11 protein-coding genes are annotated in these 15,344 nt (G+C 69.4%); 6 read left to right on the top strand and 5 right to left on the bottom strand.

The features are described 5' to 3' along the window. Together RDV84_RS05545 and RDV84_RS05540 are read right to left on the bottom strand one after the other, a co-directional pair. A complete protein-coding gene (locus RDV84_RS05545) occupies nt 1-1,053 on the bottom strand; it encodes an IS30 family transposase (protein ID WP_309152673.1) in 1,053 nt (350 codons plus the stop codon). Between the two features lie 272 nt (nt 1,054-1,325). Continuing rightward, complete coding sequence (locus RDV84_RS05540; protein WP_309152719.1) at nt 1,326-4,139, bottom strand: M16 family metallopeptidase; 2,814 nt, start codon at nt 4,137-4,139, stop codon at nt 1,326-1,328. 133 nt (nt 4,140-4,272) lie between these two features. Between RDV84_RS05540 and RDV84_RS05535 the strand changes: the two genes are divergently transcribed. Next, nucleotides 4,273-5,031, top strand: coding sequence for a pseudouridine synthase (locus RDV84_RS05535; protein ID WP_309152718.1), 759 nt, complete (start codon nt 4,273-4,275; stop codon nt 5,029-5,031). A gap of 136 nt (nt 5,032-5,167) precedes the next feature. Here RDV84_RS05535 and RDV84_RS05530 read toward each other — a convergent pair whose 3' ends face one another. Further along, nucleotides 5,168-5,908, bottom strand: coding sequence for a hypothetical protein (locus RDV84_RS05530; RefSeq protein WP_309152717.1), 741 nt, complete (start codon nt 5,906-5,908; stop codon nt 5,168-5,170). A 232-nt stretch (nt 5,909-6,140) separates the two neighbouring features. Here RDV84_RS05530 and arfB point away from each other — a divergent pair, with 232 nt between their 5' ends. The 3 genes from arfB (at nt 6,141) to RDV84_RS05515 (ending at nt 7,531) form a co-directional block, all read left to right on the top strand. Beyond that, nucleotides 6,141-6,545, top strand: a complete 405-nt coding sequence (gene arfB / locus RDV84_RS05525; protein ID WP_057945878.1) for an alternative ribosome rescue aminoacyl-tRNA hydrolase ArfB — start codon at nt 6,141-6,143, stop codon at nt 6,543-6,545. A 22-nt stretch (nt 6,546-6,567) separates the two neighbouring features. After that, nucleotides 6,568-7,242, top strand: a complete 675-nt coding sequence (locus RDV84_RS05520; protein ID WP_078999963.1) for a 1-acyl-sn-glycerol-3-phosphate acyltransferase — start codon at nt 6,568-6,570, stop codon at nt 7,240-7,242. A gap of 166 nt (nt 7,243-7,408) precedes the next feature. Next, the gene (locus RDV84_RS05515; RefSeq protein WP_309152716.1) at nt 7,409-7,531 is read left to right on the top strand and encodes a hypothetical protein; all 123 of its coding nucleotides are present in this window, start codon (nt 7,409-7,411) and stop codon (nt 7,529-7,531) included. Between the two features lie 768 nt (nt 7,532-8,299). Here RDV84_RS05515 and RDV84_RS05510 read toward each other — a convergent pair. Further along, nucleotides 8,300-9,010 (bottom strand): GntR family transcriptional regulator, encoded by a 711-nt coding sequence (locus tag RDV84_RS05510; protein WP_309152715.1) that lies wholly within the window; start codon nt 9,008-9,010, stop codon nt 8,300-8,302. 616 nt (nt 9,011-9,626) lie between these two features. Between RDV84_RS05510 and RDV84_RS05505 the strand changes: the two genes are divergently transcribed. Next, nucleotides 9,627-12,287 carry a collagenase gene (locus tag RDV84_RS05505; RefSeq protein ID WP_309152714.1) on the top strand — a complete coding sequence of 887 codons (2,661 nt, stop codon included), beginning with the start codon at nt 9,627-9,629 and terminating at the stop codon, nt 12,285-12,287. 211 nt (nt 12,288-12,498) lie between these two features. On the opposite strand, the gene RDV84_RS05500 is transcribed toward RDV84_RS05505, so the two are convergent. Then, nucleotides 12,499-13,467 (bottom strand): LysR family transcriptional regulator, encoded by a 969-nt coding sequence (locus RDV84_RS05500; RefSeq protein WP_123645800.1) that lies wholly within the window; start codon nt 13,465-13,467, stop codon nt 12,499-12,501. 132 nt (nt 13,468-13,599) lie between these two features. Here RDV84_RS05500 and aceB point away from each other — a divergent pair, with 132 nt between their 5' ends. After that, on the top strand, nt 13,600-15,234 hold the full coding sequence (gene aceB, locus RDV84_RS05495; RefSeq protein WP_425606304.1) for a malate synthase A: 1,635 nt from the start codon (nt 13,600-13,602) through the stop codon (nt 15,232-15,234). Nucleotides 15,235-15,344 lie beyond the last annotated feature (110 nt).

Below are 15,344 nucleotides of genomic sequence, written 5' to 3'. Positions count from 1 at the left end.
TCAATGTCCAAGTGCATCACCCTGCGCCCGCGGGTTTTTGAGTTCCTCATAGAGCACCTCGACGGGCGAGCGCCTGCCCAGGCTACGGCGGGGGCGGTTGTTCATTTCCCACGCCACCTCTTTGAGGCGCTGCGCAGAGTGCACCGACAAATCAGTGCCCTTGGGAAAGTATTGCCGCAACAAGCCGTTGGTGTTTTCGCAGGTTCCGCGTTGCCACGGGCTATGGGGGGCGGCGAAGTAGATCGCTAAACCAGTGCGTTCGCTCAACTGCCGATGCGATGCCATTTCCTTGCCCTGGTCGTAGGTCAAGGTCTTCTTCAAACTTTCCGGCACACCTTCGAACGCCGAGCTGAAGGCCTCCAGCACCGTGTGCGCGGTCGCGTCGGCGAGCTTGACGTACAAGGTGCGGCGGCAGACCAATACCCCAATCGCCGAGCGGTTGTGCGCGCCCACGATCAGGTCGCCCTCCCAATGCCCCGGCATCAGGCGCTCATGCGCGGCCGGCGGCCGCAGGCGGATGTTGGGCAGATCCGGCAGATGGCCGCGGGCGTCGCTTCCCTGGCGCGTGCGGCGGCCGGACTTGCGCCCCTGTCGCAGCAGACGGGTCACCTGGCGGCGCAATTCGCCGCGCGGCATCGCATAAATCGCGGTATAGATCGTTTCGTGCGACACGCGCAGCCAGGGCCGGTCCGGGTACAGATCCCGCAGTTTGTCGGCAATCTGTTGCGGCGACCAGCACCGTTCCAGCCAATAGCGCACGCGTCGCCACAGCACGGTGTCGCGTCGCAGCTTGCGGCGCACCCGCGCCCGTCGCCGCAGTCGCTGGGCCCGCCGGCCCGCCCGGGTCGCATCGTAGCCAGGGTCGAAACGGGGGCGTCCGCGCAGCGGCGGCCCCGAATGGGACCGAAACCCATTACGGCGCAACTCGCGAGCAATTGTGCTTTGCGCCCGACCCAACGTCTGGGCGATTTGCCGTCCGCTCGCCCCTTGGGCGATCAAGACCATGATGGCCCCGCGCTCTTCTGCGCTCAGATGTGAATACTGCTGGCCCATTCACAGTGCCTCACTGAGGTGATGCACTTGAGGTTAGAGACCAGCAGCCAAAGAAAAACGCTTGTTTAAGGTCACAAGCCACTAAGTCCAGCACCCGGCGCGGGGATGCGCCATAAGGGACATCCTGTCCCATGGCGCACGCGCGCATCCATGCGCGCGCCCTCCGGGTCTGCAGGGCTGCGCTGGAATTCAAGGGCGAGCACGAGCAACAGCAACAGCAACAGCACGTGCTTGCGCGACGACGGCTACCGCCGCCGCACAAGCCGGCGAGCTTATTTGCCCGCCGGCGCCTTCCCCTGCGCCGCGAAATCCCCCGACAGGTAGACGCTGAAGTCCGCCGGCTTCAGATGCCGCCGGATCGCCGCGTTCACCGCGTCCACCGTCAACGCCTTGAACTTCGCATCCAGATCCGCGTTGAACTGCATCGTGCGGTCGAAGAACAGGTTGCGGCCGAGCAGGCCGGCGACGGTGCCGTCCGAGGCGCGCGCCTGTTGGCGCTGGGTCAGCAGGCCGGATACGGCGTCGCGCAGTTCCGCGGCGTCCACGCCGGCGGCGATCAAGCGCGCGAATTCTTCGCGCATCGCCGCCTCGACCTTGTCCAGGTTCTGCGGCGCGGCGATCGCCTGCACGGTCCAGGCGCCGGCGTCGTCGCGGCCGTCGCGGCTGGCGTCGGCGTCCAGGTCGCTGCCCACGCCGTAGCTGAGCCCGTCCTTCTGCCGGATGCGGTCGCTCAAGCGCGACTTCATGCCGCCGCCGCCGAGGATGTAGTTGGCCACCACCAACGCCGGGTAGTTGGCGTCGGTCTCCTTCAGCGACACGTTGGCGCGCGCCAGCAGCACGCCGTTGGCCTTGTCCGGCGCTTCCAGCGCGCGCCGCTCGGGCGCGACCGCGGTGTAGGCGGTGGCGATGGGCGCGTACGCATGACCCGGTTTCCAAGCCGCGAACAACGCCTGTACCTGGCGCTTCACCGCCTCGGGATCGAAGTCGCCGACCACCGCGATCTCGCCCTCGGCGCTGCCGTAGAACTCGCGATGGAACGCGCGCAAGTCGTCGAGCTTGGCGCTCTTCAGCGCCGCCAGCGATTCGTCCAGGTCGCGGTAACGCAGCGGATGGCCGGCCGGCCACGGGTCGAAGTGCCGGGCCATGGCCTGGCCGGCCAGGGTGCCGGGCTCCTGGCGCGAGGCTTCCACGGCGGTGATCGCCTGGCGCCGGTATTGCTCGAATTCGCCTTCGGGGAAGGCCGGTTCGCGCAGCAACTTCGCCGCCAGCGCCAGCGCGTCGGCGAATTGGTCGCGGCGCGTGGTCAGGCCGATCGACGCCGATTGCGGGCCGCCGCCGACGCGCGCGGCGGTCTTGAGCGCCTGGAAGCGCGCGTCGATCTGTTCGCGGCTGAGCCCGCCGCCGCCGCGCATCAGCATCGCGCCGGCCAGGGTCGCGGCGACTTCGCGGCCGCGCAGCGCGTCGGCGTCGGCGAAGCGGAAGTTGGCCGAGAACGTCACCGTGTTGCCGCGGTTCTTCTTCGGCAGCAGCGCCAGCCGCAGGCCGCGGCCGACGCCGGTGTCGATGACGACCGTCTGGGTGCGCGACTGGATGTTGGCCGGGCTGGGGTCGAACTGTTCGCCGGCTTCGACCGCGGCCTTGCCGACATAGCCCTGCAGCGCGGCGGCCGCGTCAGGCGCCTGCGGCACCTCGACGCGCTCGGGCGCGTCGCTGGGTTCGAACCGCCCCAGGGTGCGGTTGCTCGCGCGCAGGTAAGTGCGCGCGACCCGGTTCACCGCATCGGCGTCGACCTTCTCCAGCGCGTCGCGGCGCTGGAAGTACAGCCGCCAGTCGCCGACCGCGATCGGGTCCGACAGGCCCAGGGCGACGCCGGAGACGTTGGTGTAGGCCAACTCGTAGCCGTTGCGCAGGCGCTGGCGGGCGGCATCGACCTCGGCCGCGGTCACCGGGCGTTGGGCGATGCCTTCCAGTTGCGCCAGCAACGCCTGCTGCGCCTTGGCCGCGTCGCCGCCCTTGGCCAGCGCGACCTGCGCGCCGAACAGGCCGGGATCGCGCAGCGAATCGCTGTCCGAGCCGATGCTCTCGCCCAGCCCGGATTCCACCAGCGCCTTGTGCAGGCGCCCGCCGGGCACGTGGCCGAGCACGTCGTCGAGCACCTGCAGCGCGGCGGCGTCGGCGTGGGTGGCGGCGGGGGTGTGATAGGCGGCCATCAACAGGCGCACGTCGCCGACCCGGCGCACCGTCACTTCGCGTTCGCCGTCCTGCGCCGGTTCGCGGGTGTAGAAGACCGGCAGCGGCTGCGTGGGTTTGGCGACGCCGGCGAAGCGGCGCGCGACCGCGTCGAGCGTGCGCTGCGGATCGATGCGGCCGGCGATCACCAAGGTCGCGTTGTCGGGCCGGTACCAGGTGCGGTAATAGCCGCGCAGGCGCTCGATCGGCACGTGCTCGACGTCGCTGCGCGCGCCGATCGTGCTCTGGCCGTAGTGGTGCCACAGATAAGCGGTGGCGCGCACGCGTTCGTACAGGGCGCGGAACGGGCTGTTCTCGCCGGCCTCCATCTCGTTGCGGACCACGGTCATCTCGCTGTCGAGGTCGGCCTTGGCGATGGTCGAGTTGACCATGCGGTCGGCTTCCAGGCCGAGCAGCCAGTCCAGCGTCGCCTCGTCGGCGGGGAAGGAGGCGTAGTAGTTGGTGCGGTCCAGCGCGGTGGTGGCGTTGTAGTCGATGCCGCGCTTGCTCATCTGCGCGGGGATGTCGCGCTGGGTCGCGGTGCCCTTGAACAGCATGTGCTCGAGCAGGTGGGCCATGCCGGTCTCGCCGTAGTTCTCCTGCGCCGAGCCGACCGCGTAGACCAGGTTCACGGTCACCGTCGGCCGGCTGGCGTCGGGGAACAGCAGCACGCGCAGGCCGTTGCCGAGGCGGTACTCGCAAATGCCTTCCACGCAGGGGCCGGCGGTCGCGCCCCGCGGCGGTCGCGCGGCGTCGGCGTAGGCCAGGGCGTGGGCGCCGAGGCCGGCCAGGCCCAGCGCGAGGGCGAGCGGCAGGGCGAGGCGGCGGTGCGGGCGGCGGGACGGTGCGACGGGCATGGACACTCCTGGCGGAAAAGCCGTTCCGGCGCGAACACCGGGGCGGCGAAAAAAGACGGGGCTGCGGCGCCCCCAGGCATAGACGACAATGAGAACAGACCACCCCAGCCGGCGTCCGCCGCGAATGCATCCGATGTTCAGTTCACTCATTCCGCACACCGACGCGACCGCGACCGCCGACGCCGCAACCGCCGGCGGCCTGCCGGTGCTGTACGCCGACCAGGCCCTGGCCATCATCGACAAGCCGGCGGGGCTGATGGTTCACGACAGCGCGCTGGCGCGCGGCGAGACCGACTTCGCCGCCGACCGCCTGCGCGAGCAGTTCGGCCGGCCGATCTTCCTGGTCCATCGTCTGGACCGCGCCACCAGCGGCTGCCTGCTGCTGGCCTTCGACCGCGATACCGCCTCGGCGCTGGGCAAGGTGCTGATGTCGCGCGAAGTGGAAAAGGACTATCTGGCGGTGTGCCGCGGCTGGCCGGCGGACGATGCGTTCGAGGTCGACCACGATCTCGACGGCGGCCCCGGCAAGCCGCTGAAGAAGCCGGCGCAGACCCGCTTCGCGGTGCTGGCGCGGACCGAGCTGGCGATCGCGTCCGCGGGTTTCGACACCTCGCGCTACACGCTGCTGCGGGCGCAGCCGCTGACCGGGCGGTTCCGCCAGATCCGCCGCCATCTCAAGCACCTTTCGCATCACCTGATCGGCGACACCAGCCACGGCGACGGCCGCCACAACCGCAGTTTCCGCATGCTCGGCATCCACCGCATGCTGCTGCACGCGCAGCGGCTGGCGTTCGTGCATCCGCACAGCGGCGAGCGGGTCGAGGCGATGGCGCCGGCGGACGCGGAATTCGCCAAGGCGCTGGCGTTGTTCGAGGGCGGCGAGGGGGCGTAGCGGCGGAGCGGAAAGCATCGGGCCTGAAGGCCCTGCCACCAGTCGCCGGCAGGCCTTCGGGCCCGAAGCGAACTCGTGGCAGGGCCTTCAGGCCCGATGCTTTCCGCTCAGCCGCCGCGACCTGTCGCCGCGGCGATCAGGGCCGGCGGCCCTGCTGCTGTTGGTAGTAGTACGGATTGCCCTGGACCTGCACCCGCGGCCCGATCGAGCGCTGGATCGCGGCGTTGGTGATGTCCTGCAGCAACGCGCCGCCGAGCGAACGCCCGGTCGAGGACTGCGGCTGCGGGTAGCCGCCGCGGCTCTGGCCCGGACCCTGCATGCCGTCCGGGTACGCCTGCTGGTAGAGCCGGTCGTAGTCGTTCTGCGCCTGCGGCGCGCGCTGGTACTGCTGCTGCGGGTACTGCGCCTGCGCTTGCGGATATCGCTGCACGCCGCCGCCGCGGCGCCGTTCCGCCATCACCTGCTCGAGCACGTAGCGGCCCTCCGGGGTTTGCTGCATCTGCTGGATCGTGCGCTCGTCGAGCTCCTGCTCGCCTGGCTGGCCGTAGCGCGGGTCGGGCTGCGGCATGCGGTCCAGGGCGTTCTGCATCTGGTTCAGGGCCTGGGTCTGGACCTGGTCGAACTGGCCGAGGATGCGCTGGTCGGTGGCGTTGGCCGAGCGGCCGACCAGGCTTTCGGCGACCGACTGCGCCGACTGGCGCATTTGCCGCTGGAACACCGGATTGTTGACCCGGCTGTTGACGTTGGCGGGGTCGTAGCGTTGATCGACCTGGGCGCCGGCGACGGGCGCGGCGGCGGCCAGCACCGCCAGAGCGAGCAAGCGCAGGGCCGGCGCGGCGAGGCCGCGCGGGGCGAACGGACGGGATGGGCGCTTCATGCGGGGTCCTCCTTGGATCGCATCGAGGGGGTCGCACACATCGGGTGTGGATCGCCATGGTCCCCCCGCGGCGCGGGCCGAGTCAACGACGCGGCCGGGGCAGGGCGACGACATGGCGCCATCGCGCCGGCAACGTCGCCCAATCCGCGCGCAGCGGCCGGCGACGGGCGCTGTCGACGGTCTGTCATGGACGAACGGCCGGCGCCGACTACAATCGCCGGGGGAGGAACCCATGACCATCACCATTCCCGAGACGGAACTGGTCGAACGCTTCGTGCGCTCGACCGGTCCGGGCGGGCAGAACGTCAACAAGGTCGCCACCGCGGTGGAATTGCGCTTCGACGTCGCCCAGTCGCCGTCGTTGCCCGAGGCCGTGCGCGAGCGCCTGCTGGCCAAGCGCGACCGGCGGGTGACCAACGACGGCGTGCTGGTGATCAGCGCCCAGCGCTTCCGCACCCAGGAACGCAACCGCGAGGACGCGCGCGAGCGCCTGGCCGCGTTCGTCGACAGCGGCCTGCGCGCGCCCAAGCCGCGCGTGGCCACCAAGCCCAGCCGCGCCGCCAAGGAGCGCCGTCTCGGCGCCAAGCGCGACCGCAGCCAGACCAAGCGCGCGCGCTCGCAGCGCGAGTGGGATTGACCCGCGAGCCCACGGAGACTGCATGTCAGCCGAACCCGACACCCACACCGACGGCACGCCGCACGGCGCGTCCAAACTCCAGCATCCGCCGGGCGCGCCCGACGGCTCGGTGGTGCTGCCGTTGCCGCCCAACGTGCCGCGGGTCAAGCCGAGCCGGCTGGCGCGCTGGCTCGGCCGCGCGATCCTGCGCCTGGGCGGCTGGCGCATGGTCGGCCAGTTCCCCGACATCCCGCGCGCGGTGCTGATCGGCATCCCGCACTCGTCCAACTGGGACGGGGTGTGGGCGTTCGCGGCCAAGGCGGCGATGGGCCTGAACGTCAACATCATCGCCAAGGAATCGCTGTTCAAGGTGCCGGTGGTGGGCTTCATGCTGCGCCGCTTCGGGGTGATCCCGATCAACCGCAACGCCGCCCACGGGGTGATCGACCAGGCGGTGGCGATGATCAAGGGCGCGGAGAAGTTCTGGCTCGGCATCGCGCCGGAAGGCACGCGCAAGCGGGTGGAGAAGTGGAAGGCGGGATTCTGGAAGATCGCCAAGAACGCCGATGTGCCGGTGGTGCTGGCGTATTTCCATTATCCCGACAAGGTCATCGGAATCGGGCCGGCGTTCCATCTGGGCGAGGACATGGACGCGGACATGCTTCGGATTCGCGAGTATTGCCGGCCGTTCATTGGGAAGAATCGCGGGACGGTGTGAGCGGAGTTGCGGCTTTGGCGACGGCGAAGTTGCGTGCCCGATTGTAGGAGCGGCGAGAGGCGCGACCGTGGTCATTGCTTTCGCTTTCGCTTTCGCTCTTGCTCTCGGCTTGGACGCAACCTCGAATGAGGCCGCAGTTCCGCAGCCCCGAAGGGCGCGCGCATGGATGCGCGCGCGCGCCATGGGACAGGATGTCCCTTATGGCGCGGCCCCGCGCAAGGTGCTGGACCTGGTGGCTTTTGACCTTAAACAAGCGTTTTTCTTTGGCTACTTTCTTTTGTCGCGCTGACAAAAGAAAGTAGCTCGGCCGCTTGCGGACGAAAGCTCTTGATGGTGGCTTGTCGTCGCGCGAGACATCGATAACGGCGAAAGCAGCAGCAACGTCAACATGGGTTCCGGCTTTCGCCGGAATGACGGCCGTGAGGATGCGTATCCGACTGTAGGAGCGGCGCAAGCCGCGACCGCGGCAACGCAACTACGCCGTAACTTTCGCTGCAGGCGCGATGGCGCGGTCGCGGCTTGCGCCGCTCCTACAGGGGGCGTGCCGCGGTGGGGTTCGTCTTTGCGTGTGCGTACTTGTGACGACAAGCGATCATCAAGAGCTTCCGTCCGCAAGCGGCCGGGTCACTTTCTTTGTCTTAAGCCACAAAGAAAGTAACCAAAGAAAAGGCCTTATCTTTTTCGGATCAAGAGCCACTATGGCTCGGAAGGGGCGCGGGGCCGCGCCATAAGGGGCATCCTGCCCCATGGCGCGCGTGCGCATCCATGCGCACGCCCTCCGGGGCTGCGGAACTGCGGCCTGGTTCGAGGTTGGGTCCAAGCCAGGAGCAAAGCGCAGCAACGGCAATAGCAACGGCAAAACCAAAATGGATTCCGGCTTTCGCCGGAATGACGGACAGGGAGAGGACGTCCCCACCTGCCGTCATTCCGGCGAAAGCCGGAATCCATTTTGACTTTGTCGCGCTTGCGCGTTCGAGGGCCTGTCGCGTTCTCTGGTCCGCTTAAGCCAGTTCGCTCAAGCCAACTCACTCAAGTCGATTCGCTCAAGCCCGTCCGCTCAGGCCGGTTCGCGGCGGCGGCGTGGGGCGCGGCGGAAATCCGGGAGCGTCGGGCCGGTCTGCGGGATCTGTTCGAGTTGCGCGCGCAGGTCGTGCAAGGTGCTCAGGATGTGGGTCGACAGCAGTTGGTCGACCCGGGCGGCGTCGCGTTGCAGCCAGGACTGCAGGATGCCCAGGTGTTCGTTGGCCGCGCGCGCTTCGCGTCCGGCCGGTTCCAGGTGCTTGCGCACGTAGCGCTCGGCCAGCACTTGCAGGCGTTCGACCAGTTGCGCGGTGATCTGGCGCCCGCCAGGGGTCACCAGGGCCAGGTGGAAGGCGCGGTTGCAGCGCACGCTGGCATTGGGGTCGGCGTGGTCGGAGCGCTCCCAGGCCTCGAACGCGGCGCGCGCGGCCTCCTGGCCGGCCTCGCAGGCGACCAGGCAGGCCTGGGCGGCGGCTTCGGGCTCGATCTTCAGGCGCAGCGCGAACACTTCCTCGGCTTCGGTCGAGCTCAGCGGCGGCACGAAAAAGCCGCGGTTCGGGTGCGAGGACAGCAGGCCCTGTTCCTCCAGCCGGCTCAGGGCCTCGCGCAGCGGGATCTTGCTGATGCCCAGTTCCTCGGCCAGCAGCTCCTGGCGGATCGGCGCCAACGGCGGGATCTGGGTCGACAGGATCCGTTCGCGTACCACTTCGAAGGCTTGGTCGGACAGCGAACGGGGCAGGATGCTCATGCGGCCAGTCTATCCAAGGGCTGCGTGCGAAATGTGGCGGGGATCGCGTCTGCGCAGCGAGTGCGGGCGGGACGCTTAGTACTTTAGTGGGATGGGCTTCGCAGAAGCGCGGTCCATGGGTCATGCGTACGTCCGACACATTGCCGATGAACGGCAACGAAGGCATGCCGAGCCACGAACGCAGTCACGGAATCGCCACAGATTCCACACATATCGTATACGGTATACCGATTAGCAGCCATTGAAACCGTGCGCATCGCCGCACGCAGGCCGCGGCCGATCGGGGCGCCCGCAACCGTCAGGGGCGGCCGTCGTCGAAGCAGCGCATGCCGGGTTCGGCCTTGGGTCGGCCGTGCCGGCATGGGCCGGCGCGACGCGGCCGGGCGGCCGGGACAGCAATCGAGCAGCGCAGACGGGCCGGCCGCGGCGACGCGGCCGCCACGGGACTGCGCGTCCCGCGCGGCGGCCGCCCGCGCCCGTTTTCCGGAATCGCCGCCCACCGCATCGCCGTTGTGTACCGCCGTCGTCCGATTCGTCCCCGGCCGCAGCGAGCCCCGCTCGCCGGCCCGCGCCCTGCGCGGCCGCCGCGGCCGTCCTTCCTTCGAGGAGATTCGCGATGTCCTTCGTGTTCCGTCCGGGCCCGCTGCGGGCCCTTCTGGCCGGCACGGCCGCGCTGGCGGTGTTCGCCAGCTTCGCCCTGCCGTCCGCGCTGCAATCCCCGCCCGACCATCCTCCCGCCGCATCGGTTGCGCCGAGCCTGGCGACGGCGGGCGCCGCGTCCGTCGCTGCGTCCGCATCCCGGCCCGGTTCGGACCGCGCGGCGTCGTTCGCGGCGTCGCGCGTCGCCGTCGGCGGCGCGCGCAAGCAACCGGCTACCGAGCGGCAACTGTTCGGCGAACACCGCCAGCCGCGTGCGCTGGCGCCGGCGCAGCGCGCGCCGCAGCAACCGCTGTTGCCCGAGCGCGCCGACAGCGCCTACGACGGCGCCGCGCTGCGCCGCGATCCGCTCAAGCGTCCCTCGCTGCTGGCCGCCGCGCGTTCGACCAAGGCCGCCGCCTGCGATCCGGCCAGCTTCGGCGCGCTCAGCGGCGCGGCATTGGCCTCGGCGGTGCGCGCGGCGGCGCCGGATTGCATCAACCAACTGTTCGGCCTCAGCGGCAGCCAGGCCTATGCGACCTTCCGCGAAGCGCAGATGGTCAGCGTCGCCGACGCCTTCGCTGCCTCGGCGCGCGCCTACGACGGCACCAACAACGCCGGCACCCTGCAGTTGGTGCTGTTCCTGCGCGCCGGCTACTACGTGCAGTACTACGACAGCGCGGTCGGCAGCTACGGCGCGAACCTGCGCAACGCGATCCGCCCGGCGCTGGACGCGTTCGCCGCCAACGCCAACTTCGGCCGCGTCGACGACGCCCACGGCGAGATCCTCGCCGAGTACGTAACCCTGATCGACAGCGCCACCGAGAACGCGCGCTACCTGTACGTGGTCAAGCGCCTGCTCGACGCCTACGACAGCCGCTTCGACGCGTTCTACTGGATGAAGGTCGCGGTCAACAACGCCTACACGGTGACCTTCCGCGGACACCAGGACGCGGCCTTCCGCGCCTTGGTGCAGTCCGACACCTCCATCGTCGACACGCTGTACAACTTCGCCAACCGCAACTTCGCCCTGCTCGGCGGCGACCGCGCCTACCTGGTGTCCAACGCCGGGCGCGAGATGGCGCGCTTCCTGCAGTACGACGGCGCGCTCAAGACCCTGGCGCGTTCGCGCGCCAAGGCGCTGATCGAGCGCAGCGCGATCACCGGCGCGACCGCGCGGCTGTGGGTCGGCATCGGCGAGATGGCGCAGTACTACGACGCCGGCAACTGCGCCTACTACGGCCAATGCGATTTCGCGGCGCGGCTGGAAGCGGCGGCGTTGCCGATCCGCCACACCTGCAGCGCCACCTTGACCCTGCGCGCGCAGCAGATGAGCGCGTCGGAACTCGCCGGCGCCTGCGCCACCGTCGCCGGACAGGAAGCCTACTTCCACCGCGAACTCGCCACCGGCGGCGTGCCGGTGGCCGGCGACAACAACGCCAGCCTGGAAATGGCGGTGTTCGACAGCAGCGACGATTACGGCATCTACGCCGGCGCGATCTTCGGCATCGACACCAACAACGGCGGCATGTACCTGGAAGGCGATCCGTCGGCGCCGGGCAATCAGGCGCGCTTCATCGCCTACGAGGCCGAGTGGCTGCGCCCGAACTTCGAGATCTGGAACCTGACCCACGAATACGTCCACTACCTCGACGGCCGCTTCAACATGTGGGGCGACTTCCAGGCGGCGATGCGGCAGAAGACCGTGTGGTGGGTGGAAGGCTTCGCCGAGTACCTGTCCTACCAGTATCGCGAGGTCGCCAACGACGGCGCCATCGCCGAGGCCGCGCGCGGCACCTATGCGCTGAGCACGGTCTACGCCAACGACTACGACAGCGGCACCAACCGGGTCTATCGCTGGGGCTACCTGGCGGTGCGCTTCATGTTCGAACAGCGGCGCACGCAGGTGAACGCGATCCTGGCCAAGTTCCGTCCGGGCGACTACACCGGCTACGCGACCTACATGGCCGGCATCGGCCAGAGCAACGACGCTGCGTTCAAGGCCTGGCTGCCGTGCGTGGCCGACCCGGCCGGCAGCGGCTGCGGCGGCACCCCGAACCAGCCGCCGACGGCGAACTTCAGCGTCGCCGCGAGCGGACTGAGCGTGAACTTCAGCGACACCTCCAGCGACAGCGACGGCCGCATCGTCGCGCGCAGCTGGAACTTCGGCGACGGCACCGGCTCGACTGCGGCGAACCCGAGCAAGACCTACGCGGCCGGCGGCAGCTACACCGTCACCCTGACCGTCACCGACGACCGCGGCGCCACCGCCACCGCCACGCGCTCGATCAGCGTCAGCGAACCGGGCCTGCCGGAGTGCGCCGGCAGCGATGCGCGTACCTTGGGCCGCAATTGTTCGCGCAGCAATGCGGCGGCCACGGTGGGCAACTACGCTTACTTCTATCTGTACTTGCCGGCCGGCGTTAGCCAACTGCGTATCGACACCGCCGGCGGCAGCGGCAACGCGGATCTGTACGTGAGCGCCGGCAGCTGGCCCTCGCGCGATTCGTATCAGTACCGCTCGGCCAAGGCCGGCAATGCGGAATCGGTGACGATCGCCAATCCGCCGGCGGGGTATGTGTATGTGGCCGTGCATGCGGCGAGCGCGTTCTCGGGCGTTAAGGTGAGCGCGCGGTACTGACGGGACTGCGGGCGTTCGCCCTCACCCCAACCCCTCTCCCGCAAGCGGGAGAGGGGCTTTTGCAGGCCGCGTAGCGACGAGGGCTCCCTGTAGGAGCGACGCCCCAAAGGGATTTCCTTCGGTCACGAGTCGCGACTGCGACACCGCGCTTGCGACGCGAGCTTGCGACCCCGCGGTCGCGACTCGCGTCGCTCCTACAGGAAGCATTCAATCAGCGATCGGATTGGCCGGTCGCGTAGTAATCCCCACGCTCGAACAACGCCGGCTGGATCAGCTCGGTGAACGCCCGCGCTTGCGGCGACAAATACTTGCCCTTGCGCACCACCACGCCGTAGCTGCGCGACGGGAAATACTCGGCCAGCGAACGCGCCGACAGCCGCGCGCGGTCGGCCTCGGTCAGGCAGATCGCGGTGACGATGCTGATCCCCAGGCCCATCGCCACGTATTGCTTGATCACCTCCCAGCCGCCGACTTCCAGCGCCACGGTGTACGGCACGCGGTTCTGCTGGAACACCAGGTCGACCATGCGGTACGTGGTCAGGCGCTGCGGCGGCAGGATCAGGCCGTACGGGCTCAGGTCTTGCAGGGTGAGGGTTTCGAGCTGGGCCAGCGGATGGTCGCGCGGCGCGATCAGCATCGGCTCGAAGCGGTAGACCGGGGCGTAGCTGAGGTCGCCGGGCACGTCGAGCATCGAGCCCACCGCCAGGTCGACGCCGTCGGAGCGCAGCAGGTCCAGGCCGCCGGCGCCGGTGACGTTGTGCAGGGTCAGCCGCACCTCCGGATGCGCGGCGCGGAAGGCTTCGACGATCTTCGGCAGCAGGTAGAGGATGGTCGAGCTGCCCGCGGCGACGTTGAGCTCGCCCGCGTCGAGGCCGCGGATGCGCTCGCGGAACACGCCCTCCAGCCCGTCCAGGCCCTCGACCAGGGGGCGGGCCAGTTCGTACAGCGCCTCGCCCTCGCGGGTAAGGGCCAGGCGGCGGCCGCTGCGCTCGAGCAGGCGCACGCCCATTTCGCGTTCCAGCGCCTGCAACTGCAGGGTCACCGCCGGCTGACTGAGGTAGAGCGCCTCAGCCGCTCGTGAGACCGAGCCCAGGCGCGCGGTCTGGCAGAACGCGCGCAGCGGCTTGAGCTTGTCGCTTTTGTAGGCAAATCGCGGACTTAGCGAACGCGTCGAAGTCACGTGAATTCCATATATAAGCTAAGCAAATGATATGCATTGAAAAAACTTGATTGTCAAATACAACACGCCGCCGCATGGTCTGGTCCAGGGACTCGCTCGCTGGGAGCGGTCCTCCCCCACAGGAGTCGCACCATGTCGGCAGTCATGACGCAGTGGCAGGAACCCCATCCCGGGCAACGCGGGCCGGGCGAAGGCATCGAGCTCAGCGGCCGCGCCGCCGGCCAGGAGCAGGTGCTGACCCCGGCCGCCCTCGAGTTCCTGGCCGACCTGCACCGCCGTTTCGAACCCGCCCGCCAGGCACGGCTGGCCGCGCGCCGCGAGCGCCAGGCCTTCTTCGACGCCGGCGGCGTGCCCGGCTTCCGCGCCGACACCGCCGCGATCCGCGCCGGCAACTGGCGGGTCGCCCCGCTGCCGACCGCGCTGCTCGACCGCCGGGTCGAGATCACCGGCCCGGTCGATCCGAAGATGGTCATCAACGCGCTGAACTCCGGGGCCAAGGTCTACATGGCCGACTTCGAGGACAGCACCGCGCCGACCTGGGCCAACCTCATCGCCGGCCAGCGCGCGCTCGCCGCCGCCGTCGCCGGCACCCTGGAATTCGCCGCGCCCGACACCGGCAAGCGCTACGCGCTCAAGCCGTTCGAAGACCAGGCCGTGCTGATGGTGCGCCCGCGCGGCTGGCACCTCGACGAGAAGCACCTGCGCGTCGACGGCGCGCCGGTCTCCGGCGGCCTGTTCGACCTGGGCCTGTTCGCCTTCCACAACGCCGCCGCGCTCGCCGCCAAGGACCGCGGCCCGTACTTCTACCTGCCCAAGCTGCAGTCGATGGAAGAGGCGCAGCTGTGGAACGACGCACTCGACCACATCGAGCGCGAGCTGGAGCTGGAGCCGGGCTCGATCAAGGTCACCGTGCTGATCGAGACCTTGCCGGCGGTGTTCGAGATGGACGAGATCCTGCACGCGCTGCGCACGCGCATCGCCGGCTTGAACTGCGGCCGCTGGGACTACGTGTTCTCCTACCTCAAGACCTTCCGCGCGCACCGCGACAAGCTGCTGCCCGAGCGCGGCCAGGTCACCATGACCCAGCCGTTCCTGCGCGCCTACTCGGAACTGCTGATCCAGACCTGCCACAAGCGCGGCGCGCACGCGATGGGCGGCATGGCCGCGCAGATTCCGATCAACGGCGACGAGGCCGCCAACGAAGCCGCGCTGGCCAAGGTGCGCGCGGACAAGCTGCGCGAAGTCACCGCCGGCCACGACGGCACCTGGGTCGCGCATCCGGCGCTGATCCCGCTGGCGATGCGGATCTTCGACGAACGCATGCCGACCCCGCACCAGCAGCACGTGCTGCGCGAGGACGTGCTGATCATCGCCGAGGATCTGATCAAGCCGTCGTTCGGCACGATCACCCGCGCCGGGTTCGAGGGCAACGTCGAAGTCTGCGTGCGCTACCTCGCCGCGTGGCTCGACGGCAGCGGCTGCGTGCCGATCCATTGGCTGATGGAAGACGCCGCCACCGCCGAAATCGCCCGCACCCAACTGTGGCAGTGGCTGCACGCGCCGTCGCTGTTCCTCGACGATGGCACCCCGGTCGACTTCGCCCTGCTCGAACGCGCGCTGATCGGCCTGCCGAGCAAGTTCGCCGACCGCGCCGCGCTGCCGGGCGGGGCCAAGCTCGACGAGGCCATCGCGATGCTCGACGAGCTGACCCATGCGCCGACGCTGGCCGAGTTCCTGACCCTGCCGGCCTACGAACGCATCGATTAAGCCCCTGTAGGAGCGGCGCGAGCCGCGACCGCGACATCACGCTTGCGACGCAACCGTGCGCCCCCGCGGTCGCGACTCGCGTCGCTCCTACAGTCGGCTCCCGAACACCT

Source organism: Lysobacter yananisis (assembly GCF_031199375.1).
Classification (GTDB): domain Bacteria; phylum Pseudomonadota; class Gammaproteobacteria; order Xanthomonadales; family Xanthomonadaceae; genus Lysobacter; species Lysobacter yananisis.
Note: the sequence above shows the minus strand (reverse complement) of the source record. Positions and strands in the feature narration are given on the sequence as shown.